Below are 23,739 nucleotides of genomic sequence, written 5' to 3' on the forward strand. Positions count from 1 at the left end.
CTGTTAACACTTTTAAGCTCATCGGTCGGGGAACGGCCAGCGCCAAGGGGCGGGACCACCCGTCCCGACGAGCGTAAAAATGCGGCAAGCTAATGTAGCGAATCTGTTGTTATAGCACATTTTACGAATTCCACCATGCTTTTCCTTGTGCGCTTTTCACCTCGCCCGGACCCACTCCGCGCCGCTCTTATCTGTTCTCCGTTCTTTCTTTCCGTGCCGCACTTCCTGCACATCATCCCTCTGTTCCATCAGCCATGCCGCCCCGGACCAGCCGTCGGCCAAAAAAACGGACTCCGAGGGCGAAAGCGCTTGTTAATCCGAAAGGATTTGCTACCTTTGCCGTAGCAAAAATTTTAAAACCACGATCACATGGCAAATTTACGCACTCTGAAAAAGGAGATCGACTATCGTCTGGAAGAGGTCGTATTCGACTGCGATATGGCAATTTGTTTCCAGCCCTCGAAGGAGAAAGAGATCTTCGACGTGATGCAGGAGGCTGTTTCGGTTCGCAACGCCCTGTTCGTAAAGGCGATGAACCCTGCCGAGCCGCACAATCCGTCGTTGGTCCGCAAGCACTATGCGGCCCTTCGCGCGGAAATGGACGATTTGTTCGAGGGTCTTTTCGCGAAGTTGAGCAAGATCAACGAGGCGAAGTAACAACGACCACGTTATCCGGACCGGTGCCGTGCCGTGTCCTCATTAAAAAAGGTTGCGATCCGGAGGGTCGCAACCTTTTTTATGCGGCAAGCCGATTCAGTCGTGATCCGGACAACAGTCTCCGGGATGGTGTTCCAGCACGGTGTGGGGAACGGTTCCGTGGGAGACGATCTGTATCGGACAGTCGTAATTCCGCAACTGCTCCTGCGTCAGGATGTTCGACCGGTGCCTGTGCACATGGCGGTTGACGCATACGATCTCCTTCACGACGCTGGTGATGGTTCCGATGTCGTGCGAGACGACGATGATGGCCATACGTTCGTTGAGCCGCTGCAAGGTGGTGTATAGCTCCTTTTCGAAGCGGTTGTCGACGAAGTTGGTGGGTTCGTCGAGGATCAGGAGCCTCGGTTCGGAGATGATGGCCCTTGCGAGCAGCGCGCGCTGCATCTGCCCTCCGGAGATCTCACCGATGGGGTGGCAGGCGACCTCTCCGATTCCGACCTCCCGGATGAGGTCCATGGCCTTGTTCCGGTCCTCGCGCGAATAGCGGCTTCTGAATCCTTTCCGTCCCTGCAAGCCGGAGAGGACGACCTCGTGTACGGAGATTGGGAATGCACGGTCGAAATTCGTGATTTGGGGCATGTATCCGATCAGCCGTTCGCGTCCCCGGAATAGTTCGGGGGCCATCCGGATATTCCCGGAGTAGGGTATGGTTCCGAGTATGGCCTTGACGAGCGACGTTTTCCCGCCGCCGTTGGGTCCGATGATTCCGAGGAAATCGTGTTCGTCGATTTCCAGGTCGACGTGTTGCAAGGCTTCGTATCCGTCGTATGCGACGCCGACGTCGGAGAGCGTAACGAGCTTCATGGTTCGACGATTAAATCGGTGATTCGGTCGATATTCCCGACGACCTGCTCGTCGAGGGGGTCGATTTCGACGTATCGGGCCTTCATGTCGCGTGCGAGCACCTCCACGACGGATTTCGGGAATTGGTTCTGATAGAACACCTTGTTGATTCCGTATTGGCGGGCCGTGCGGATGAGTTCGGCGAGTTGTCTTGCGGACGGATCCTTGCCGTCGGTTTCGATGGTCATCTGCCGGATTCCGTAGTCGCGGGCGTAGTAGGTGAGGGCGGGGTGGTAGACGATGAAAGCTTCGACTCCGCTGCGTTTGATTTTGTCGTGTGTTCTGTTGTCGAGATCTTCGAGTTGCTGTTGTAGCCGCTTGTAGGCGTCGGCGTACTTTGTGGAGTCCGGGAATGCCCGCTGAATGGCCTCGAATGCATTCCGGGCCATGATTTTCAATGCTTTCGGCGATGTCCAGACATGTGGGTCGACGCCGTGATCATGATGGATTCCGTTGTCGTTATGTTTTCCGTGTGCGCAGGCTCCTTCGATCAGATCGATACCGACATGGAGATCCACGACTTTTTCGGGTTCGTTGATTTTGTCGAGCAGGGCGTTTTCGAAGTCGATGAGCCCGACATTGAATATGAATCGGGCTCGATTCAGTTCGACGAACTGTTTGGGTGTTGGTTCGAAGGTTTCGGGGCTTGCGCCGGCCGGGACGAGGACATTTATCTGGAAGTCGTCGTGCACGATGTTTCGGAGGATGTATTTGAGGGGCAGTATCGAGACATATAGGTTGTTATCCATCTGTTTTTGGGGCAGTTGTGAGCATGCAGCGATACATGTCGCGAAGGAGAGGAGAAACAGTCGGAGTTTCATGGTGAACGGATCTTGAAATTCCCGGATTAATTGAATCGGATTCGTGTGGACGCAAAAATAGGGAAAAAAGGGGGAACGTGCAAGCTGTTTCGTTCACCGCATGTTTTTCTGCCTTTTGATGTTGATTTTGCGGTTGATTTTCGGTATTTGGGTCGTGTTGGTGGCTCGGATGCATCATCGTAGGATCCTGATATGGCGAGCGTCTTGTGCTTTTCATGTAATGATCTTTCAATCAGCGTATATACAGTTTCGGCGAATTCGTTTTTGGTTCGGTCTGTTCTTTGGGTTATGCCGGACCGTGTTAGGCCGGATAATTGTGACCGGGCATTTAAGATACCCTTTATGACCGGGTATTTAAGATTTCCTTTGTGACCGAGCGTTTGTGACCGAGCATTTAAGATTCCCTTTGTGACCGGGCATTTAAGACTCCCTTTTCCTTCCTTTTATTCCTTCTCTTCCTTACTTTATTTAACATAATGTAAATATTATTTCATCTTTGCATTGTGGTTCTTTGACATGTTTGAGTGTTGTTGTTAATGTTGCTTATTATGTTCTTTCTGTTGATTCTTTCTTCGGAAAATACGATTGATTTCATTCGTAAATTTCCCGATCTCCGCTCTGCTTCTCTTCATTTGCGGAGATTCCTCCGACTTGGTAGCGTTCGTTACCTCGTCACCTCACATGATTTACAAACTATCTATTTAAAATCTTTTGATTATGCAAACTGAAGTTGTTATCTGCCTGCCTAATGGCGTTGAAATCGAGTGCACCGCTAAAAGTGCAAAGTATCTGATTATTGGTCTTGGCCTTGAAGCTGAAATGAAGGCTGCTTCTGTGTCCTCGGTTCCTTCTGTCGACTGCGCCCCGCTGATTGAAGCGGAGCCCGTAAAACCTGCTAAACGTGGAAAATCTGAAAAAACTGCTTGACTGGCTTAAAGCGTTCCCCGCTTGGGCCCGTATTGTGATTATCGCTCTCGCGGCCGCTATTCTTGCGGTTATCTCTCTCACCTCTTGTTCTGCGACTGCAAAAATGCGGCGTTCCGGAGTTCATATTGACACGGTGCGTGTCGATTACATTATTCGCTCACGTAATTTTGAAAGTTTTTAATCATGGAAAATCGTAAAATTTCTTATTCGATCCTTATTGGTGGTCGTCCTTTTGTTGTCCTTACTCGTCCCGAAGCCGTTCGTGCTGTTGTTGCGGATATACGTTCGTCGGCTCCCGAAGCGGCTATTACCGTTCTTGAAAATAGTGTTGCTGACGTTTCGGAAGCTTATACCCTTCTGACTAATGACCAGCGCGTGGAAAGCTCTGGAAACTCTGACGGCATGGAGTGACGACATGCGCCTCCTTTTCTCACCGGAAAGGAGGCGTTTTGTTAGTGTTTTCACTTTCTTAAACGCTGATGAGTTCCATTTGTGGCAGGATTACAATCGTGATTCTGCCCTTGCTTATACTTTTTCTGCTGATATGATGGGTCGTGTTGCTGTTACTGTTGACGTTGTGAAGTTTATGAAAGATCGTTTCCGGTATGGCATGCGAGCACCCCAAAAAAATAGTGAATCGGAGGTATAAGGATATGACACGAAAGGAGATACGCGATTATTCCCGTGAAATTTATGGCACGATTTGGCCGCCGGACTATGATTTGGAAGTTCCTTGCGGTTATTGTCATTCGTGTCAAAAGTCCGTTAATAATCAGTATCGGATTCGTCTTTTGTATGAGTGTCGGCGACCTTTACCTCCTGGTCGTATTAATCTTTTTGTAACACTTACTTTTAATGATGATTATCTGGAAAAATTTGCTGACGACCCGAATCGGGCTGTTCGGTTATTCCTTGATCGTATGCGTAAGCGGTACGGTAAACAAGTACGGCATTGGTTCATTGGTGAGTATGGAACTCTCAACGGTCGCCCGCACTATCATGGTATCCTGTTCTGTGTTCCGTCTGAAATTGCAAATTCACCTTATGGTCCTCACATCGGGCAAAATCTCGAATTAGAGTCTGTTTGGCAGTACGGTTTTATTTATTGTGGTTATGTTTGTGACGAAACGTGTTCTTATATTACCAAGTATTTGACAAAATCTCTGAACGGTGATAAGGTTCGTCCGCGTGTCATTTCTTCTCTTGGCATTGGTGATAATTATCTCTCCACGGATGAAGCAAAGATGCACAAAATGTTTGATTTGGAATATCAGCCTTTTATGCTTTTGAATGGTTTTAAGCAGGCAATGCCCCGCTATTACTATAATAAGATATTTTCAAAGGTTGACTATCAGAATATTGTTTTGGATCGTTATTTGAATCCTCCGGATGAGTTTCATTTGGGTCCTCTTTCTTTTAAGGATCGTAATTCTTTTGTTTCTGCTCGTCGTGCTCTTCGTTCTACTAATGTTATGCAAGGCTTAACGCCTTCTGTTGCGCCGCCTACCCGAAAACGTAAGGCGCGCAAGTCGATATTAACCGAAATAGAAAACAAAGAATTTTAACTATGGCAGGATATAGAATTCCTTCCGATTATCAGAACGATAAACCGTTAGCCGTTCATAATTGGAATACCTCATCCAGCGGCCCAATTCACTGTGGCCTTGCGTATGTCGCGCATCATCGGCATTTGAATGCAAAGGAGCGCATTCGCGGCTCTATTGCTAATTTGATCCAGTCGGAGCCTATTCAAGGCCCGCTGATGAATGGTTTTAAGCTTGTTACTATTGCAACCTTCACCCCGGATTCGATCCTTTATGGCTGGTTGCGTCATGGTAAGCGTTATTCTACTGAAGAGATTAAAACTTTCACTCGTTATTGTTTCTGTCCTTACGAGTATTGGCCTGCTGATGGAGGTGAATCTTTTTTGGAATTGATTGGTTATGGCTCTTCTGCTTTGCAGGCTGGATTTCCTTTACCTGAGGTTTCTGACGTTGCTGATTTCTCTTCTTACCTTTATGCTCTTTGGACTTCTGATGTTCCTTTGACGGAATCTCCTGTTGCTGGTGTTGATCTTGTTAATCGTAATTGCCATGTTGGTCGTGGTGGTCTTTGGGATTGGCTTGGTGTTGCTGCTGGCTCTGTTCCTCCTGTTGTTGCTGCTTTTCCTTCTGCCGTTGGTCCTGGTTTGCTGCCTTCTTGGCGTTGGCGTATTGAGCCCGCTATTGCTTATTTTTTGACTTATTATTATTATATTCTGAATGTTCAAGAAACGGATGCTTATTATTCCAAATCTGCTTATGTCCTTGCAAAGGAGCTTAAAGACTCGTCTTTGGCTGGTGTTCGTTTTGATGAGCTTTACCAGAAGTTTGATCCTAATAATTTTCTTGATGCTATTCATGATTTGGGTAATTTTTCTTACAAGTCTCCTAATCTTCCTACTGAATTGGCGGAATATATGGTGACTTATGGTACTTCTGAAAATTATTCTTTTTTGCGTTGGTTGCTTCACGGTGCTGGTGCTCACGGCGGTCTTTTTGCTGTTCCTTATTCGCCCGATTTCTTCAATAATATTATTAATATTGGCGAATCTCCTACCACTACTATTCCGGTTGAGACTACTCCGGATGGAGATTCTGTTGCTGTTCCTCAGATTCGTTTGCAGACGAAGATTCAGAATATGTTGGATCGTCTTTTTGTATCCGGAGGTCGTCCCGAAGATATTTTTAGAACCCTTTGGGGTGCTAAATCTGACGTTAATGTCGATAAGCCGGATTTCCTCGGCGTTTGGCAGACCTATATTGATCCGATGAATGTTGTCTCTACCGCTGTCGGTGCAAATGGTGCTGAATCCTCGTCTATTGGCCAAATGGCAGGTCGTGTTGATAAGTTCTCTAATTTCGGCAATCGTAAGATTGATTACTATGCTTCACAGCCCGGCACGGTCATCTTCGTGACGTTCCTTGTTCCTTCTGCATCTTATTCTCAGGGTCTTCATCCCGATCTCTTTTGCGACGACTTTATTGGTGATTTTAATCCGGAGCTTAACGGTATTGGATTTCAATCTGTTCCTCGTTGGCGTTATACCATGATGCCTAATAGTTTTGAAATGGAGAATAATCCTTTCCTTGATGATGGCGTTTCTCGAACCGGTTCTGATCCTAATATGTCGGTAGTTGGTGATACTGTTGCGTGGGATTGGTTGCGTACTGATTATCCTCGTCTTCATGGTGAGTTTGCCCAAAATGGTAATATGCAATTTTGGGTTCTTGCTCGTCATTTTACTGAGGCTTATACCTTTGAAGGCACTCCGGCTTATGACGAGGAAATTGTGCCCGTTGGTTATGAACTTTCTGACAACTTCTCTACCTATGTCAATCCGATGGCATGGCAGTATATGTTTGTTGATCGTTCTTATTTGAAGGCTAATTTTACCTACTCGTTCTACGCTGATCTCACCGTAACTTCTGAGGTTTCGAAGAATTGGATGCCTTATTTGGGTCGCTAATTAAACTTTTACTTTAACTATGTATCCGAAATTTACACTTACTCAACTTCGTACGGCTAAAAACCGTACTCCGGTTGTTCATGTTTCGCCTTTTACGAAAGGTGAAAAACGTATCTGTCGTCCTTTCTCTTACTACCTCAAAGGTGGTATTGATTTGGACGGTGTTTCGAATCGTCCTCCCCTTCCTGCAACTTTCTCGTCTGCTGAACAAATCTCTGCAAATGAGATTGATATGGGATGTGATCCTACGGTAGGACGTTTGGATATTGTTGATTATGCTTCTGCTCGATATGCTTCTGAATCGGAGAAAAGAGCAGCCGAAGATTTGGCAAATGTGAAATAATTTCTAAATTTGAGGGTCGGCCGCAATATACTTGATATATATTGCGGAGTGCGGAAAGCACGTCCGACCCTTTAAAAGTCAATAATTATGGCAGACCCTAAAAATCCCCTTAATATTGGCGGTTCTCTCGTTTCTGGTGCCCTTGATCAGATGTTTTCTTTTTTCGGTGCTGGTCGTAATTGGAATTACCGTAAAAAGGAGATGGAGTTGCAACAGCAGTATAATGAGCGTAATATGTATTTGCAGTCGCAATATGAAAAGAATTTGTTTGATTACCAAGCTAACTACAATTCGCCTGTTAACTCTGTTGCTCGCTGGCGTGCCGCTGGCATAGCTCCCGAGGCTGTTTACGGTTCCTCTCCCGGCGGAGCCGGAATTGGAGGTTTTTCCGGTTCTATATCTTCGTCGAATCCTTCTGCTGGTGGTGATTATAACGGTTCTGGCCGTTCTCCTGTTATGCATCCTGCTGATATTCTTCGTCTTAAAAACGAGACGAAAGTTGCTGATGCGCAAGCGCGTAAGATCAATGCCGAAGCCGTAGATCAAGAGTGGAAAAACACGTTGCAACCTCTCTTTGAGCGTGAGCGTGAAGCTCTTGTTTCGAAAATTGAATCCGAAGCCGCAAAATCTGCTGTCGAAGCTGCTTGGGCTGATTATATGGCTGCAATGCAGGCCGCTCTTGCTTCCGGTGATTTGGAGTTGAAGCAAAAGGCATCGAAAGAATTTGACGCTCGAATTGACGAGCTTAAATCTCGCAAGGTTCTTAATGAAGCTGATGCGGAAGCCGCTCGTGCGTCTGCTCGTAAGATGAACGCGGAAGCTCAAACGGAGAATGAAGCCCGGCCTTACAAGATTGATTCTATTATTCGAGGGAATGCCCTTAAGACGTCCGAGACGGCTCTTAATTGGTATAGGGCTCGCGTTCTCGGTCCTTCTGAAAAGGATCGTATTGATGCCGAGTCTGCCGAAGCCAAAGCCCGTGCGCGTAAGGTCGATGCGGAAATTGAGCGTCTTGGTAAGGAAAATGACTATACGGATGCTCAAATTAAGTACCTTAAACACTTGCGTGCGATCGGTTGGGCTAAATTTGGTGTTTCTACCCTTTTAGGAATTTCTGCCGAAGCTCGCGGCTGGTTTAAAGAAGGTTCTAAAACTGGCGCCGCTTCTGGCTGGGCCGTTGACGATGATGCACTTGGCGCTATTGCCGCAACTCTTTAAATTTTATTGTTATGCCTGATTGGATGTTTGGTGTTATTTCTGGTGTTGGTTCTCTTATTCTTCTTGTAATTACTATTGCTGTTGGGCTTCGTTTTGAGCGTAAAATGCAAAAGGAGCGTCGTGAACGAAGACGTCAAGCCCTCGAAGATTATTTTGAAGCCAAAGAACGTTACGAAAAGCGCAAAAATTCCTAACGTTGCAACTGCTCCGCTCTGGGCTCCTCCACAAAGCCCGGAGCGGATGCACGTTGCTACTTCGTTTCACTTCTTCCTTATAGCTGAGGATCTGCCGAAGGCAAATAAAAAGATCCGAAGCGTTTCCGATACGTGCGTGCGCGTGCTACACGTGCGTGCGCGTAAATGTCTACGTTCTGTCTTCTATCTGAATAGGGTTGTTATTCAACCCTATTTTTTTTATCTCTCCTTTTAACATTTGTAAAATTATACCTATTATGAACATTTTTGTTCCGATTATTTCTATACAATAATGTAAATATTATTTCATTCTTTCATCCTGTGTGCGACATTGACTCTCTGCCTGTTGATCCGGTTTTGACTTACTCTTAATGTATAATCGGGCTCTGTACGATCCCATACATATAATATATGATTGCCATATTCCGATGTTTTGCGGAATACGGAGTTTGCGATGAGTTGATAATGTGCTGCCAGATGTTTTTCCGGAACCGGATTTGCCGATCAGGTCTGATTATTTCCGACGTGCCCGGTTCAGCCGGTCCAGCATTATCCGCAGATTTTCGGCATTTTGTTCGTCGGAGACGGTCGGATCCTTTTTGTAACGGCCGCACGGAAGATGCACGCATCCGCCGCAATGTCTTTTTCGTTTTTGGTTTACGCAGCAGTCATATACCGGACAACAGGCTTCATGCGTGTATTCCAGCCAGAATACTTTTCCCCGAATCGACCTGCACCCTTTGCATGCTGACGGGAAGCGCCCGCATTCCGCACAAACAGCACCGCAAGGTGCCACTTCGACCTGTTCGTCCTTCCAAAGCCACCATTTGCATTTTGCCGGGTCTGGGTTTTCGGTATTGACGAAGTATTCCACGGCCCGATAGAGATAGAGTTGGCAGCGGTCGACGGGAGAGCCTTTCAACGAACACTCTTCGGCATAGAGATCCACGGCGCGTTTTCCTTTCAGCGATTCTATGGAGTCGTATCCCATTTCGCGGAGGACTTTTTCGGTTCGTTTTCCGACGTTGGGTATTTTCCGGAGTTCGTTGCTGCCGCCCCCGGAAGTATCCGATCGATTGTTATTTTGCGTTTTCATGGTGTTCCAGCCGTTGTTTCTGGGCGAGTCCCGGCGTTTCAACCGTCCGAGTGTGCGATCTTCCTCCCGGCCTGTGCTCCCGGCCGGAATTGTCGCATTGTCGGGAGGTAACTTATTGCGCCGTTTTGCGCGAGTCCCGGCGTTTCAACCGTCCGAGCGTGCGATCTTCCTCCCGACCCTGTACTCCCGGCTGGAATTATCGCATTGTCGGGAAGTAACTTATTGCGCGCCGTTTTACGCGAGTCCCGGCGTTTCAACCGTCCGAGCGTGCGATCTTCCTCCCGGCCTGTACCTCCCGCCGGAATTATCGCATTGTCGGGAAGTAACATTCGCAGGTTTGGTCGTCATAGAAGATGACGATCCGCTGAATGGCTGCATTGGCCCGGCCGCCGATTCCGCCGATTCCGCCGACTGTGCCTGCCGCGCTGCCCGGGCCACCTCCGGTCCCGGCAACTCCGCCCGTTCCCGCAGCACTGCCGACAGATCCATGTGCTGCGATGTTCCCGCCGTTCGCTTCGTTTCCGGGCGACCTGCCGGCAAATCTTCCGAATTCCGGATTGTTCATGTTGTCCGCAGCCGAAGCGTTGCTTCCCGGGAGACCGAATCCCGAGGATCCGAAGAGTCCGTTGTCGGAGTTCATCCTGCCGGGCGATTGTGCCGACGTTGCCGGGGAGTTTGCTTCTGTTTCGGCAGAGTCTGCCGCGAATCCGTTGTTTCGATACATGGACCCGGAGTCGAGCAGCAGCCAGTCGGGATTGATCCTGGGGAATCGGCGGAGTATTTTTTGGAGGAGTTCGAAACTGGGTTTGTTTCTTCCGGCAAGGATATGTGAAATTCCGGCCGGATTGATTTCGAGCAAATCGGCGAGCTGACTTGGCTTCAAGCCTTCGGATTTCATCAAATCGAGCAATTTTTCCCTCATCGGCGTAATTTTTTACAAATATAAACATTTTCTTTTTGTAAAGCAAGGAAAATATACACTTGTAAAATGTTAATAAGTGTTGACAAAGTTTACAAAAGTAAAATCAAAAATATGGTTAAAACCAACCTCTGTACTTATATTGAAGTTTAAATTTATATAAAATTGACTATAATACTGATAAAAAGCATATTATGTTGTATATATAGGCCTGTGCCACCGTTTTCTCACCTCATCTGCCCTGCCGTACCGCTTTCTATGATTCTATTCTTTAAATAAGCAGTGTAATACGCTGATTTTACGGATGTTGTTTCTTATAATTTAATCATTTAACTCACTTATATCCTACCCCTGCGCAGCCTTTACCGTTCTGCCTGTCGTGATTTACAAAAGTAATAATTAACAATTGTGCGCAAAGATTTTCGTTTACAGGTGTAATTACAAATGGAAAATTACACGTCTTCGTGCGTTTACATTTGTAAATATACTACCCTTTCGTGTTGATTTTTCCGCTTTTTTTGCATATTCACACTGTTGCCTACCCCGGATTTCAAGATTCCTTGCTTTTTCGATATATTATGTTAAATAAAAAAGAGCCGAACAGTGTTCATAACCCACTATCCGGCTCAAATACAGAGCTTTTTATAGTTGTCAACAGCTCCTTATCGGGCGAGTTTTTCGGCTATTTCGCGGAATTCTTCGGGCGTCAATCGGAGCTTTTCGCGGTGGAAATCGACGTCGCTTTCGCTCTGAATGGGGATCAAATGGATGTGTGCATGGGGAACTTCGAGCCCTAAAACGACGACTGCGACCTTTTTGCACGCTATTTCGCGCTTGATTTTGGCTGCCACCTTTTTTGCGAATACCATCATCCCGGCCAGCGTCTCGTCATCGAGATCGAACAGATAGTCGACCTCCTGTTTCGGGACGACCAACGTATGTCCTTTTGCCAGCGGATTGATGTCCAGGAATGCGTAATAGCGGTCGTCTTCGGCGACCTTGTACGAGGGGATCTCCCCTGCGATGATGCGTGAAAAAATCGTTGCCATTGTCTTCCTTGTTGTATGGATTAAATTTGCGAATTGTCGAAAATTTCTTCTTGTTGTCCTTCTCCCCTGTGTTGCGGGATGGTCGTTTCTGCGGGCTGATCCTTGCGTTTCTTGTTGGGTGCACCCACCCGAATTTCCATCCGAACCTCGCTTCCTTTCGGCTTGCCGAAACCTTTTCCCGGGCAGATGCCGCCGGTTGTCGATTATTCCGACACGAAATACGAGGATATATCCTGCGGCCCTGCGCTCCGGTGATCTCCGCCGGGGCGGTGGATGGGCCTGTTATGCGGATTACGGGCTCGTTTTGCGGCTCTTGGCTGCCCCCCCCCTCCGCCGGGTTCAGAGTTCCTCGAATTTGGGCTTTAAAATTTCGGAATAGATGACTGCCCGGCGCAGGTCGAACTCTTCGGCGATTTCCGTGGCGCTCTCCTCCGCAATGTTTTCCCGAAGCCGATCTGCCGATCCGTTTGATCCGCCGGTTCTGGTTGCTCTGCCGGCCCCGATTTCTGCGCTCTTTCCGCCTTTCCGGGCTGTACCACTGCCGTCCGGGAGCTGTTCCAAATGCTGCTCCGATGAGGAAACCAGTGCTTTCAGACCCTCGGATGCTCCCCGCGAGCCGGTTTCCGCGAATGGCTGCGGCCCTGTGGATCCGGCAGGCTGAACCGGCCGGGTCGATTGAATGGGGTATGCAGCCTGCTCCGGCTGTGCCGACCGGGCTGACTGACCGGACAGCCCTTGCTGCCCTTGTTGTTCTCTCTGCCCTCTCTGCCCTCTCTGCCCTCTCTGCCCTCTCTGTTCCCGCTGCTCCCGCTGTTCCGGTTGAGTCTCCGGCGCGGGATCTCGGAAAACTTTCCGCTCCTCCTCCCACGGAATCGAGGGCCAGGCTTCGTCGTGCTGCGGAGCATCCTCCCCTTTCGCATTTGCGTGGGCCCTGCGGGCCTTTGCCACGGAGTTGAAGATCATCGCCCCGACGATGACCACCGTCCAGATTATGGTCGACAAATCCTCCATACCGGATCAGTTCATGGTTCGTTTGATGGTTTCTATTCCTTTGATTTTTCGGAGCTTGTCCATGACGGCATTAAGACTTTCGGCATCCTTCACATAGAGACTTACGTTGCCTTCGAAGATGCCGTCGTGGCTGTGGATGTTGACTTCTCGGATGTTGATGTTGAAGTCGTCGGTAACGACCTTTGCGAGGTCGAGCAGCAGCCCCTGGCGGTCGATTCCGCGCAACTCGGTGGTCACGAGATAGGACATGGCCTTGTGCTGCGACCATTTGATCTCCTCCTTGACGATGTTCTTGCCGTACTGGGCTGCCAGACGGTTCAATTCGTCGCAGGTGGCCTTGTGGACGATGATCTTTCCCGAGGCGGGATCCTTGTACCCCACGACCTTGTCTCCGGGGATGGGCTTGCAGCATTCGGCGATCTCGAACTGGGGTTCCGCCGGGACATCTGCCACCGGGGCAATATCCCCCGGGGCCGTATCGTCGGTCTCCTCCTCCTCCTTTTGGGGAATGAAGAGGGTCCAGAATTTGAGGATTTTGCTTTTGGAGTTGACTTTGAGGGCCTTGTCGAGGTTTTCGAGCGTCACGATACCGGCTCCGATCTTGCTGTACAGCTCCTCCTTGTTGTTGCAGTCGTAGATGGGGACGATTTTGCGCAGGACGCGGCCGCTGAGTTTGATGTTCAGCGACTTCATCTTCTCGTCGAGCATCTGCATGCCGTGTTCGATGTTGTTCTGGCGCTCCCGTTTGAGGAAGCTCTTGATCGCCTGCTTGGCTTTGGCCGTGGTGACGACTTCGAGCCATTCGGGTTTGGGGCGAGCGTTGTCGGCGGTGATGATCTCGATCTGGTCTCCGCTGTTGATCTGCGTGGTGATGGGTTCGAGCTTGTGGTTGATCTTGGCGCTGATGGCGCTGTTTCCGATCTTCGAGTGGATGTCGTACGCGAAGTCGAGCGCCGTAGCGCCGTAGGGCATTTTCCGGGATTCTCCTTTCGGTGTAAATACTACGATTTCAGATGTGTACAGCGATAACTTGAAGTTGTCCAGGAAGTCGACGGCGTTCTCCGTCGGACTGTTCAGCGCGGCACGTATCTGCTTCAACCACTTGTCGAATTCATCCTCGTCCTGCGAGATCGTGGCATGCTTGTATTTCCAGTGAGCCGCAAACCCGCGTTCGGCGATGTCCTCCATGCGCTGCGTGCGGATCTGCACCTCGACCCATACGCCGTCGGGTCCCATGACGGTCGAGTGCAGCGCCTCGTAGCCGTTTGCCTTGGGCATCGAGATCCAGTCGCGCAGACGGTCGGGTTTGGGGGTGTAGATGTCGGTGATCGTCGAGTAGATCTGCCAGCACTGTGTCTTTTCGGAGGGGAACGGCAGGGGTTTGAAGACGATGCGGATGGCGAACAGGTCGTAGATCTCCTCGAAGGGGATCTGCTTTCGCTGCATCTTGCTCCAAATGGAGTAGACGCTTTTCAGGCGTCCCGAAATCTCGTAATTGAAGTTGTCGCGGTTCAATGCGGCGATGATCGGGGCGTTGAACTTGTCGATGAACTCCTTGCGGGACGCCTCGCTCTCCTGCAATTTTCGGGTGATCTCGGCATACTGCTGCGGGAAGCGGTACTTCATGCAGAGGTCCTCCAGCTCGCTCTTGATCGAGTAGAGCCCGAGCCGGTATGCCAGGGGGGCGAAGAGGTATATGGTCTCCCCGGTGATCTTGATCTGCTTGTTGAGGGGCATGGATTCCAGGGTCCGCATGTTGTGGAGCCGGTCGGCGATCTTGATGAGGATCACGCGGACGTCGTCGGAGAGGGTCAGGAGTACCTTCCGGAAGTATTCGGCCTGTTCGGAGGTGTCGGCGTTGAATACGCCGGACATCTTGGTGAGTCCGTCGACCATCGAGGCGATCTTGGGACCGAAGATTCGTTCCATGTCCTCGACGGTGTACTCGGTGTCCTCGACGACGTCGTGGAGCAGGGCTGCGACGACCGATTTGACGCCGAGTCCGATCTCGTCGATGACGATTCGGGCCACTGCAATAGGATGCAGGAGGTATGGCTCGCCGGAGCGGCGCCGTACCCCCTCGTGAGCCTCTTTGGCGAGGAAAAATGCGCGTTTGATCAGATTCCAGTCCTCATCGTTCTTGCAGATGCGCGTACAGGCGAGGAGCAGGTCGTCCCACTTTTCCTTAATCAGGGCTTCATCCTCGGCAGTGTATCCCATAGGCTACTCCTTTTTGGGGTTTTTGAGGGCCTCGCGGACCTTCTGTTCGATTTCGGCGGCGAGTTCCGTATCGGTTTTCAGCAGTTCCTTGACGGCGTCGCGTCCCTGTCCGATCTTGCGGTCGCCGTAGGAGAACCACGATCCGGCCTTCTTGATGATTCCGTAGTCGACGCCGAGGTCGATGATCTCGCCGATCTTGGAGATGCCCTCGCCGAACATGATGTCGAATTCGGCGCGCTTGAACGGGGGTGCCACCTTGTTCTTGACGACCTTGACCTTCGTGCGGGTGCCGAGTTGCTCCTCGCCGTCCTTGATGACCGACATGCGTCGGATGTCGATGCGGACCGAGGCGTAGAATTTCAGGGCGTTACCGCCCGTTGTGGTCTCGGGGTTTCCGTATACGACTCCGATCTTGTCGCGCAGCTGGTTGATGAAGATGCAGACGGTCTTGGTCTTGGAGATGCTCGATGTGAGTTTGCGCAGGGCCTGGGACATGAGCCGGGCCTGCAAACCCATCTTCGAGTCGCCCATTTCGCCCTCGATTTCGGCTTTGGGCGTGAGTGCGGCCACGGAGTCGATGACGATGATGTCGATGGCGCTGGACCGGATGAGCGAGTCTGCGATTTCGAGGGCCTGTTCTCCGTTGTCGGGCTGTGAGATGAGCAGGTTGTCGACATCGACGCCCAGTTTCTGGGCGTAGAAGCTGTCGAAGGCGTGTTCTGCGTCGATGAATGCGGCGATGCCTCCGGCTTTCTGTGCCTCGGCGATGGCATGGATGGCGAGGGTTGTCTTACCCGACGATTCGGGGCCGTAGATCTCGATGACGCGGCCTTTGGGGTATCCTCCGACGCCGAGTGCCATATCGAGGGTTATGGATCCCGTCGGGATGACCGGGATATCGTTCACTTCGGTGCTGTTCATGCGCATGATCGAGCCTTTTCCGAAGTCCTTCTCTATTTTTTGCATCACCGCGTCGAGCACTTTGAGCTTGTCCGCGTTAACAGGTACTTTTTCTGCCATTTTCGTGTATCGGTATTACTTGGTTTTCTATTCTATTTCCTTTCTTGGTTCTCGTCTTCCTCACTTCCTTACTTCCTCACACACACACTCACTCACACACACACACACACACACTCACTCTTCTCACTCTTCTCACTCTTCTCACTCTTCTCACTCTTCTCACTCTTCTCTCTCTCCTCTCTCTCCTCTCTCTTCTCTCCCTTCTCTCCCTTCTCTCCCTCTTGCTCCCTCTCGCTACCCTCCCCCGGTTAGGGACGGTGCTCCTTTCTCATCCGGTCGAGGGCCTTTTCGGCTTCGGGGCGGTTGTCGGTCTTCATCCGCAGCGGAAACCGGATGTTCCTCGCATCGAGCTCCCGGTCGGGATAGGGACTCCAATTACCGTTGTTTCCGACGCTGAACCGCCAGTCGGCCCATTCGACGGCAGGATCCTGCGGTTTCGAACTCCGGACGGCTCCTGCCGCCGCCTGCATGGCCTGCTCGTCGGCCCTCCGGTACATCTCCCTGCGGATCTGCCTCCGGGCCCTGCGAATCGGGTCGACCTCTTCGCGAAGCCATTCGACACAACCGTTGAGCGGCTCTACTTGCTGCGGGAAGAGTTCTCCGGGAGTCCCGATTCCGGGTTTCGCCACCCTTCCTGACGTCCGCATGCCCGGCCCCTCCTGTGCGGCCCCGCAGAGCGGAGCCAGCCCCAGCATGACGGTCAAGGTCAATGTGATATGTCCCGCAGCGCGCATGAGAAAGTTACTGTTTGTAGGCGTCGACGATCTGCTGGTAGTGGTTCCTGGTGTCGACTTTGGTGAAGACCTTCTCGATGCAGCCGTCGGCGTCGATGACGAACGTGGTCCGCAACACGCCCATGTACTTGCGTCCGTACATCGACTTTTCGGCCCACACGCCGTAGGCTTCGCACACCGCATGGTCGGTGTCGGCCAGCAGGGTGAAGTTCAGGTCGTGTTTGGCGCAGAAGTTCTGATGCGATCGCTCGCTGTCGGGGCTCACGCCGATGATGCGGAAGCCCATGCGGGCGAGTTCCTCCTTTCCGTCGCGCAGGCTTTTGGCTTCGAGCGTGCACCCCGAGGTGTTGTCCTTGGGGTAGAAATAGAGGATGAAGCGCTGCCCGCGCAGGTCGGCAAGCGTCAGAGTATCACCGTTCTGCGTCGAAGCCCGAAAATCGGGGGCCATATCGCCGGTCTTCAAAGTGGTCATAGGTTCCGTCGAGAAAAAATCAGTTGTTCAAAGTTACGAAAAATTCCGCTTATTTCCGCGTCCCGGGGCGAATTTTTCGGATCAGTCCCACTGATAGGTGACTTCGATCTGCTCGTTGAACTCCTCCTGTGAGTTGTTGATCCGGTGGTGGCAGGCCGGGCAGCGGATGGCTGTTTCGGTCTCGACGTACTCGCCGCAGCCGACGCAGGCGGGCAGGATGCCGTACCCGGGCTGCATGTAGTGGTCGAACTGCGCACCGCAGTGCTTGCATCTGATCTTGTAGGCTGTTCCCATAATCGTAGTGTTTTTATTGGTTCACACTGCAAAGGAACAATCCGGTTGTGTCAGGTTGTGACACAATACAAAAAAAGCGTCGGTATCCGACGTTTTTTCGGGAGGATGGCCGCTAATGGCCGATCGGCCGCAGCTCTCCGGTCGTGGAGTCCATGATGTAACCCTTCACGACGATGTCGTCGGGGACGAGCGGATGGTTGCGCACCAGATCTACGGTTTCGAGGACGGCCGACTCCGTGTCGTCGAAGCCGTGGAGCCACTGGTCGAGATCTATTCCGCAGTGCTTCATCAGCGAGATGTGCTGCTCGGGGATGCCGCGCAGCTTCATGGCGTGCTGCATTTCGGCGCTGTCCATGCCCTGCACGCCGCAGTTGGTGTGCCCGATGATCATCACCTCCGCGACCCCCAGCTCGTAGATGGCCACCAGCAGGCTGCGGACCGTGCTGTCGAAGGGGTTGGTGATCGTCCCTCCGGCGTTCTTGATGATCTTGACGTCGCCGTTGCGCAGGCCGAGGGCCGCGGGGAGCAGCTCCACGAGCCGCGTATCCATGCAGGTGACGATGGCGATGCGCTTGTTGGGGTATTTGTCCGTGATGAATCGTTCGTAGCCCTTTTCGGCGACGAACTGCCGGTTGTAGGCGAGAATTTCGTCGATCATAACACGTTCCTTATTTCAGATTCTGTGCGATATAGTTTCGTATGTAATCGGTCAGCTCGGGGGATTCGACGATGCGGATGTCGTCGAGGAGCCCGACGACGAACCTCCCGACGCCGGCCATTCCGGCGACCTCGGTGTCGAGTATCCAGCGGCCGCGGCCGAGTGGCCGGATGTCGCGCTCGGCCAGCGGGTACTCCTCGCAGAGGAGGTTGCAGGCCAGCAGCCCGAGTTCGAGGCGGATGCGGTGACGCTCCCCGCCGTGCATGCGGAACACGTCGATGAAGCCCTCCTCGTGTTCGGATTCGTGTTCCCAGGGGGTTCCGGAGGGTTCGACGGAGCCGATGCGTGCGGTCTTGAAGAGCTTGTTCGAACGGCTTTCGAGGTCGTAGCACCACACCTGGACGTAGTTGGTCGTAAAGGCGAAGGGCTCTACCCTGCGGTCGCGGACCTCGCCGCCGTGCCCGGACTGGTATCCGTGGAGCGTGACCTGCCGCTGCTCTTCGATCGCCTCGATCAGGCGCCGGATGTTGGGCGCGTTCTTCCCGCGCACGACCGTGTCGGCGAGCGTCTTGTTGTCGTAGACCGAGTAGAGTTTCCGTTTGAGGTTCTGTTTCAGGAGGTTGGTGTCGTCGATGTTCTCGATGGCGTTTTTGAGGATCAGGGCCTCCTCCTCGGTGAAGTGGACGAGTTGGGAGATGTCGCGGAAATGGGGCGACTCCTTGTCGAGGCGGATGCAGTCGCCGGACTTCTTGATGACGAAGCCCGCCTCGCGGAAGGTGTCGATGTACCGGTAGACGGTTCTTCGCGACATGTCGAGGCGTTCGGCCAGCTGGTCGACGTTGTAGGTGGTGTTGGCGGTGAGCAGCTTCATGAGCCGCAGCAGCCGTTCGAGTTTGGGTTGGTCCATGCCGGAGAGATTTTCGGCAAAGATAAGAAAAAGCCGTGACATAACTTGTCGCGGCTTTTTCAACGGCTTATTATTATAGATTGAAGTACATATTGCAATCTGTTCCGAGGTGGTCTTTGTAGTGGAACATATACTGATATTCGCGGAGATCGGATTTATATACATAGCAGTCCCCTTGGCTTTGAACATAAATGATTAATCTCCCGTTTTCCGTTCTTACATATCCGAACCCTTGACAACTGAATTCACCGGTTTGATAGAAGTATTATACAAAGATATAAAAAAACCGCAACGTAAGTCGCGGTTTTTTAGTTTTATTGCGCCAGAACCTTCTTTTCGATCTCCTCGACCTGTCGGCGGAAGGCCTTGTCGGTTTCGAGCAGGTTCGAGACGGCCTTGCAGGAGTGGAGCACCGTGGCGTGGTTGCGGCCCCCGATGGCGGCTCCGATGGTCGTCAGGGGCGCCTTGGTGTGCTGCTTGGCCAGATACATGGCGATCTGCCGGGCCTGTGCGATCTCGCGGGTACGCTCCGTGGAGTTGAAGCGCTCGAAGTCCAGACCGAGGTGTTGGCAGACCACCTGGATGATGTGGTCGATGGTGATCTCGCGCTGGTTGATCTTGACGTAGACTTTGAGGATCTCCCTGGCGAGCGACGTGGTGATCTTGCGTCCGAGGAACGAGGCGTTGGCGACGAGCGACGAGAGGGCGCCCTCGATCTCGCGGACGTTGGCCGAGATGTTGTCGGCCAGATAGGTCACGACTTCGTCGGAGACCTGTGCGCCGAGTTTCTGTGCCTTTGCGCGTATGATCTTGAGCTTGGTGTCGTAGTCGGGCGTGTTGAGCTGTGCGGAGAGCCCCCACTTGAAGCGGGTGAGCAGCCGCTGCTCGATGTCCTTCAACTCCACGGGCGGTTTGTCGGAGGTCAGGATAAGCTGTTTTCCGGCGAGTTGCAGGTGGTTGAAGATGTTGAAGAACGCGTTCTGGGTACCGGTTTTTCCGGTGAGTTCCTGAATGTCGTCGATGATCAGGACGTCGATCATCTGGTAGAAGTGGATGAAATCGGGGATTTCACCGTTCTTGTATGCGGTCTGGAACTGTGCCTGGAACTTGTTCATCGAGACATAGAGGACCTGCAATTCGGGATGGCGTTCGCGCACTTCGTGTCCGATGGACTGCACGATGTGCGTCTTCCCGAGTCCGGAGTCTCCATATATATATAAGGGGTTGAAGGGGTTGTTTCCGGGGTTTACGGCGACGGACATGCCGGCCGAACGGGCGAGCCGGTTGCACTCTCCCTCGATGAAGGTAGCGAACGTAAGGTTGGGGTTCAGCTGGGGGTCGATGACGATCTTTTTGAGCCCGGGAATTACGAACGGATTTTTTATATTTGCCGTGTTGGTTTGCGTGTTGAACCTCGAAATGGCGGTCGTATCGGCATCGGCCGCTACGGGGACCGTAGTTGCGGAGGTTCTGGGGACGGCATAATGGAGCCGGGTCTGCTGTCCGTAGAGTTGCGAGATGATTGGTTTGAGGAATGGGATGTAGTTTTTCTCGATCTGACGGACGTAGCTTTCGTTGGGGACCCTCAAACGGAGTGTCGTGCCGTCGAATTCGAGGGGCACGATGGGCTGGAACCATTTCCGGAACTCCTCTTCGGAGGTCCGGGCCTTGATCTGGTCCAGGCAGTGTTGCCATATATCGCTATATGTCTGCGTGTTGTTCAACATGTCCGAGGGTTGCTCTGTTTTTGACGAGACAAAGTTGTGAATAATTTTGCAAAAAGATTTTCGAATTTGGGTTGCAAATCTCCTTTTTTTATATATAGAAAAACAACGGTTTTCGGGGGTTGAATTTTAACTTGCTGATATTGAATTATCGAATTTTATTTGTTATATTTGCATATAAAATTTTTGGGACATACACAATCAATTTTATAAATAAAACCAATAAAAACTATGGCAAACGAACTGGAACAACAGGTTCTGAAAAAAGCGCAGTCGTGGCTTGACGGACACTACGACGAGGAGACGAAGAAACAGGTCAAATATCTGATGGACAATGATATGAAGGAGCTTGTCGAGAGCTTCTACAAGGACCTGGAATTCGGCACGGGCGGTCTTCGCGGCATCATGGGCGTGGGCTCGAACCGCATGAACGTCTATACGGTTGGCGCCGCGACGCAGGGCCTTTCGAACTACCTGAAAAAGAACTTCGCGGGCGAGCAGGTCCGCGTGGCCGTTGCGCACGACAGCCGCAACAATTCGCGGATGTTCGCCGAGCGGGTTGCGGACATTTTCGCTTCGAACGGTTTCGAGGTTTACCTCTTCGACGCGCTGCGTCCGACGCCGGAGTTGAGCTTTGCGATCCGCGAGCTGAAATGCCACTCGGGCGTGGTGGTTACGGCGTCGCACAACCCGAAGGAGTACAACGGCTACAAGGCCTACTGGACGGACGGCGCACAGGTGACGGCGCCGCATGACAAGAACATCATCGCCGAGGTGGAGAAGATCACCGACGTGGACATGGTGCTCACGGGGCTTCATCCGGAGAAGATCACGATTCTGGACGAGAAGTTCGACGAGATCTACCTCGACCGGATCCACGAGCTGTCGCTTGCGCCGGAGAGCGTGGCGAAGTACCACGACATGAAGATCGTCTACTCGCCGATGCACGGTGCGGGTGTTCGGCTGGTACCGGCGTCGTTGAAGAAGTTCGGCTTCACGAACGTGATCATGGTCAAGGAGCAGTCGGTCGTCGACGGGAACTTCCCGACCGTCGAGTCCCCGAATCCGGAGGAGCGGAAGACGATGTCGATGGCGATCGACCTGGCCGCCAGGGAGGGTGCGGATCTGGTGCTGGCCACGGACCCCGATTCGGACCGTATCGGCGTGGCGCTGCGCAACAAGAAGGGCGAATACGTGCTTCTGAACGGCAACCAGACGCTGGTTCTGCTGATGAGCTACCAGCTGACGCGCTGGGCCGAGCGGGGACTTCTGGACGGGAAGCAGTACGTCGTGAAGACGATCGTGACGTCGCAGATGGCCAATGCCGTGGCGGATCACTTCGGTGTGAAGTGCTACGACTGCCTGACGGGCTTCAAGTACATTGCGAAGATCATCCGCGAGAACGAGGGCAAGACGAAGTACATCGGCGGCGGCGAGGAGTCGTTCGGCTATCTGGGCGGCGACTACGTGCGTGACAAGGATGCCGTTTCGGCGTGCTCGCTGGCTGCGGAGGCCGCGGCGTGGGCCAGGGACACGATGGGCCTGACGCTCTACGAGTGGCTGCAGGAGCTCTACGTGAAGTACGGCTTCTACCGCGAGGGTCTGGTGTCCGTGGTCCGCAAGGGCAAGGAGGGTGCCGAGCAGATCCAGCAGATGATGGTTGACTTCCGCTCGAACCCGCCGAAGACGATCCTGGGCTCGCCGGTGGTGCTGATCAACGATTTCCAGACGTTGGAGACGACCGACGTGAAGACGGGCGTGAAGACTCCGATCGAGCAGGACCGCAGCAACGTGCTGCAGTGGTTCACGGAGGACGGGACGAAGGTTTCGGTACGTCCGTCGGGCACGGAGCCGAAGATCAAGTTCTACTTCGGGGTGAAGGCCGAGCTTCCGTCGGTCGAGGAGTATGATCGGGTTCTGGCCGAACTGGATGCGAAGATCGAGGGGATCAAGCAGGACCTGAAACTGGTATAGTCGGCCGATCCGCCGATGCAGAAGAGGGGCCTCCCACCAGGGAGGCCCCTCTTCTGCTTCTTTTTGTCTTGGAGGATATTTTTTGTCTTGGAGGATGTCCGGTTATTCGCCGGGAGCCGTTTGGTATTGGATGGTGATGTACTTGTCGTTGTACCTCCAACCCGACTGATACACGTTCAAACTGCCCGGTTTTTCGGCTTGGTCTCCCCATACCGTAAGCGGGAAAACCGAGTTTCCGTCCCCGGGATTGTCGTGGCAGTGCAACGCCGTCAGTTCCGTATTCCGGCTTATATCCAGCTCCTTCAACTGATTACTTTCACACCGCAACGACGTCAGTTCCGTATTCAGGCTTATATCCAACTCCGTCAACTCATTGGAGTTGCAGTACAACTTCGTCAGCTTCGTGTTCAGGCTTACATCCAACTCCGTCAACTGATTGCTATCACACCACAACTCCGTCAGTTCCGTGTTTAGTCTTACATCCAACTCCTTCAACTGATTGTAGTTGCAGATCAACTCCGTCAGTTTCGTGTTCTTGCTTACATCCAACTCCGTCAACTGATTGGTTCCGCAGAACAACTGCGTCAGTTCCGTGTTCAGGCTTACATCCAACTCCGTCAACTGATTGCCGAGGCAGCTCAACGTCGTCAGCTTCGTGTTCTTGCTTACATCCAACTCCGTCAACGGATTGTTTCCGCAGACCAACGTCGTCAGCTTTGTATTCTGGCTTACATCCAACTCCGTCAACGAAGTGTACTGGCACCGCAACACCGTCAGTTCCGTGTTCAGGCTTACATCCAGCTTCGTCAACGAATTGTATTCGCACCGCAACTCCGTCAGTTCCGTGTTCTGGCTTATATCCAGCTCCGTCAACGAATTGTATTCGCACCGCAACTCCGTCAGTTCCGTGTTCTGGCTTACATCCAGCTCCGGCAACGAATTGCGGTTGCAGTTCAATTTTGTCAGCACTTCGAAATACTCGATCCCTCGCAGGGAGGTCAGGGAGCCGGGATTGTCATAAGTTCCCGAAATATCCAGTTCGGTCATTATGGCCATGCTTTGCATCTCCTGCATCGTGATCTTCTCC

At 52.1% G+C, this 23,739-nt stretch carries 25 protein-coding genes; 10 read left to right on the forward strand and 15 right to left on the reverse strand.

What is annotated here, in order from left to right; translation table 11 throughout:
* Positions 1-369: 369 nt before the first annotated feature.
* Complete coding sequence (locus B5G16_RS11675) at positions 370-657, forward strand: hypothetical protein (protein WP_087264065.1); 288 nt, start codon at positions 370-372, stop codon at positions 655-657.
* A 96-nt stretch (positions 658-753) separates the two neighbouring features.
* On the opposite strand, the gene B5G16_RS11680 is transcribed toward B5G16_RS11675, so the two are convergent.
* Entirely contained in the window at positions 754-1,524 is a 771-nt protein-coding gene (locus B5G16_RS11680; RefSeq protein WP_087264067.1) for a metal ABC transporter ATP-binding protein, read from the reverse strand.
* Complete coding sequence (locus tag B5G16_RS11685; RefSeq protein WP_239406099.1) at positions 1,521-2,312, reverse strand: metal ABC transporter solute-binding protein, Zn/Mn family; 792 nt, start codon at positions 2,310-2,312, stop codon at positions 1,521-1,523. The genes B5G16_RS11680 and B5G16_RS11685 overlap by 4 nt, the downstream gene beginning before the upstream one ends.
* A 789-nt stretch (positions 2,313-3,101) precedes the next feature.
* Here B5G16_RS11685 and B5G16_RS12630 point away from each other — a divergent pair.
* The 8 genes from B5G16_RS12630 to B5G16_RS12665 all read left to right on the forward strand — a co-directional run bounded on the left by B5G16_RS12630 (position 3,102) and on the right by B5G16_RS12665 (position 8,574).
* A complete protein-coding gene (locus tag B5G16_RS12630; protein ID WP_143260889.1) occupies positions 3,102-3,311 on the forward strand; it encodes a hypothetical protein in 210 nt (69 codons plus the stop codon).
* Positions 3,286-3,492: a hypothetical protein gene (locus B5G16_RS12635; protein ID WP_143260890.1), complete on the forward strand. Its 207-nt coding sequence runs from the start codon at positions 3,286-3,288 to the stop codon at positions 3,490-3,492. The genes B5G16_RS12630 and B5G16_RS12635 overlap by 26 nt, the downstream gene beginning before the upstream one ends.
* A 2-nt stretch (positions 3,493-3,494) precedes the next feature.
* Entirely contained in the window at positions 3,495-3,722 is a 228-nt protein-coding gene (locus B5G16_RS12640; RefSeq protein ID WP_143260891.1) for a hypothetical protein, read from the forward strand.
* Between the two features lie 242 nt (positions 3,723-3,964).
* Positions 3,965-4,876, forward strand: coding sequence for a rolling circle replication-associated protein (locus B5G16_RS12645; RefSeq protein ID WP_143260892.1), 912 nt, complete (start codon positions 3,965-3,967; stop codon positions 4,874-4,876).
* A 2-nt stretch (positions 4,877-4,878) separates the two neighbouring features.
* Entirely contained in the window at positions 4,879-6,819 is a 1,941-nt protein-coding gene (locus tag B5G16_RS12650; protein WP_143260893.1) for a hypothetical protein, read from the forward strand.
* A 19-nt stretch (positions 6,820-6,838) separates the two neighbouring features.
* Positions 6,839-7,162 carry a hypothetical protein gene (locus tag B5G16_RS12655; RefSeq protein WP_143260894.1) on the forward strand — a complete coding sequence of 108 codons (324 nt, stop codon included), beginning with the start codon at positions 6,839-6,841 and terminating at the stop codon, positions 7,160-7,162.
* An 87-nt stretch (positions 7,163-7,249) separates the two neighbouring features.
* Entirely contained in the window at positions 7,250-8,380 is a 1,131-nt protein-coding gene (locus B5G16_RS12660) for a hypothetical protein (protein WP_143260895.1), read from the forward strand.
* Positions 8,381-8,391: 11 nt separating this feature from the next.
* Positions 8,392-8,574, forward strand: coding sequence for a hypothetical protein (locus B5G16_RS12665; RefSeq protein WP_143260896.1), 183 nt, complete (start codon positions 8,392-8,394; stop codon positions 8,572-8,574).
* Positions 8,575-9,088: 514 nt separating this feature from the next.
* On the opposite strand, the gene B5G16_RS11740 is transcribed toward B5G16_RS12665, so the two are convergent.
* The 12 genes from B5G16_RS11740 to dnaA all read right to left on the reverse strand — a co-directional run bounded on the left by B5G16_RS11740 (position 9,089) and on the right by dnaA (position 20,681).
* Positions 9,089-9,670: a helix-hairpin-helix domain-containing protein gene (locus B5G16_RS11740; protein ID WP_087264092.1), complete on the reverse strand. Its 582-nt coding sequence runs from the start codon at positions 9,668-9,670 to the stop codon at positions 9,089-9,091.
* A 304-nt stretch (positions 9,671-9,974) separates the two neighbouring features.
* Positions 9,975-10,568: a helix-turn-helix domain-containing protein gene (locus B5G16_RS12965; protein WP_262481326.1), complete on the reverse strand. Its 594-nt coding sequence runs from the start codon at positions 10,566-10,568 to the stop codon at positions 9,975-9,977.
* Between the two features lie 683 nt (positions 10,569-11,251).
* Entirely contained in the window at positions 11,252-11,638 is a 387-nt protein-coding gene (locus tag B5G16_RS11750) for an HIT family protein (RefSeq protein ID WP_087264095.1), read from the reverse strand.
* A 339-nt stretch (positions 11,639-11,977) separates the two neighbouring features.
* Positions 11,978-12,649 carry a hypothetical protein gene (locus tag B5G16_RS11755; protein WP_087264097.1) on the reverse strand — a complete coding sequence of 224 codons (672 nt, stop codon included), beginning with the start codon at positions 12,647-12,649 and terminating at the stop codon, positions 11,978-11,980.
* Between the two features lie 6 nt (positions 12,650-12,655).
* Complete coding sequence (locus B5G16_RS11760) at positions 12,656-14,869, reverse strand: RelA/SpoT family protein (protein ID WP_087264099.1); 2,214 nt, start codon at positions 14,867-14,869, stop codon at positions 12,656-12,658.
* A 3-nt stretch (positions 14,870-14,872) separates the two neighbouring features.
* Complete coding sequence (recA, locus tag B5G16_RS11765) at positions 14,873-15,889, reverse strand: recombinase RecA (protein ID WP_087264101.1); 1,017 nt, start codon at positions 15,887-15,889, stop codon at positions 14,873-14,875.
* 248 nt (positions 15,890-16,137) lie between these two features.
* Complete coding sequence (locus tag B5G16_RS12670) at positions 16,138-16,623, reverse strand: hypothetical protein (protein WP_143260897.1); 486 nt, start codon at positions 16,621-16,623, stop codon at positions 16,138-16,140.
* Positions 16,624-16,630: 7 nt separating this feature from the next.
* Positions 16,631-17,095 carry a thioredoxin-dependent thiol peroxidase gene (bcp, locus tag B5G16_RS11775; RefSeq protein WP_087264103.1) on the reverse strand — a complete coding sequence of 155 codons (465 nt, stop codon included), beginning with the start codon at positions 17,093-17,095 and terminating at the stop codon, positions 16,631-16,633.
* A gap of 81 nt (positions 17,096-17,176) precedes the next feature.
* A complete protein-coding gene (locus B5G16_RS11780; protein WP_087264105.1) occupies positions 17,177-17,389 on the reverse strand; it encodes a hypothetical protein in 213 nt (70 codons plus the stop codon).
* Between the two features lie 112 nt (positions 17,390-17,501).
* On the reverse strand, positions 17,502-18,047 hold the full coding sequence (locus B5G16_RS11785; RefSeq protein ID WP_087264107.1) for a beta-class carbonic anhydrase: 546 nt from the start codon (positions 18,045-18,047) through the stop codon (positions 17,502-17,504).
* A 10-nt stretch (positions 18,048-18,057) separates the two neighbouring features.
* Positions 18,058-18,954 carry a helix-turn-helix transcriptional regulator gene (locus B5G16_RS11790; RefSeq protein WP_087264111.1) on the reverse strand — a complete coding sequence of 299 codons (897 nt, stop codon included), beginning with the start codon at positions 18,952-18,954 and terminating at the stop codon, positions 18,058-18,060.
* Between the two features lie 314 nt (positions 18,955-19,268).
* Complete coding sequence (gene dnaA, locus B5G16_RS11795; RefSeq protein WP_087264113.1) at positions 19,269-20,681, reverse strand: chromosomal replication initiator protein DnaA; 1,413 nt, start codon at positions 20,679-20,681, stop codon at positions 19,269-19,271.
* A 228-nt stretch (positions 20,682-20,909) separates the two neighbouring features.
* Here dnaA and B5G16_RS11800 point away from each other — a divergent pair, with 228 nt between their 5' ends.
* Entirely contained in the window at positions 20,910-22,652 is a 1,743-nt protein-coding gene (locus tag B5G16_RS11800) for a phospho-sugar mutase (protein WP_087264115.1), read from the forward strand.
* Between the two features lie 102 nt (positions 22,653-22,754).
* On the opposite strand, the gene B5G16_RS11805 is transcribed toward B5G16_RS11800, so the two are convergent.
* The coding region (locus B5G16_RS11805; protein WP_442856549.1) for a leucine-rich repeat domain-containing protein at positions 22,755-23,739 on the reverse strand (985 nt) is incomplete at its 5' end.

It is taken from the genome of Alistipes sp. An66, from assembly GCF_002161445.1.
Taxonomy (GTDB): Bacteria; Bacteroidota; Bacteroidia; order Bacteroidales; family Rikenellaceae; genus Alistipes; species Alistipes cottocaccae.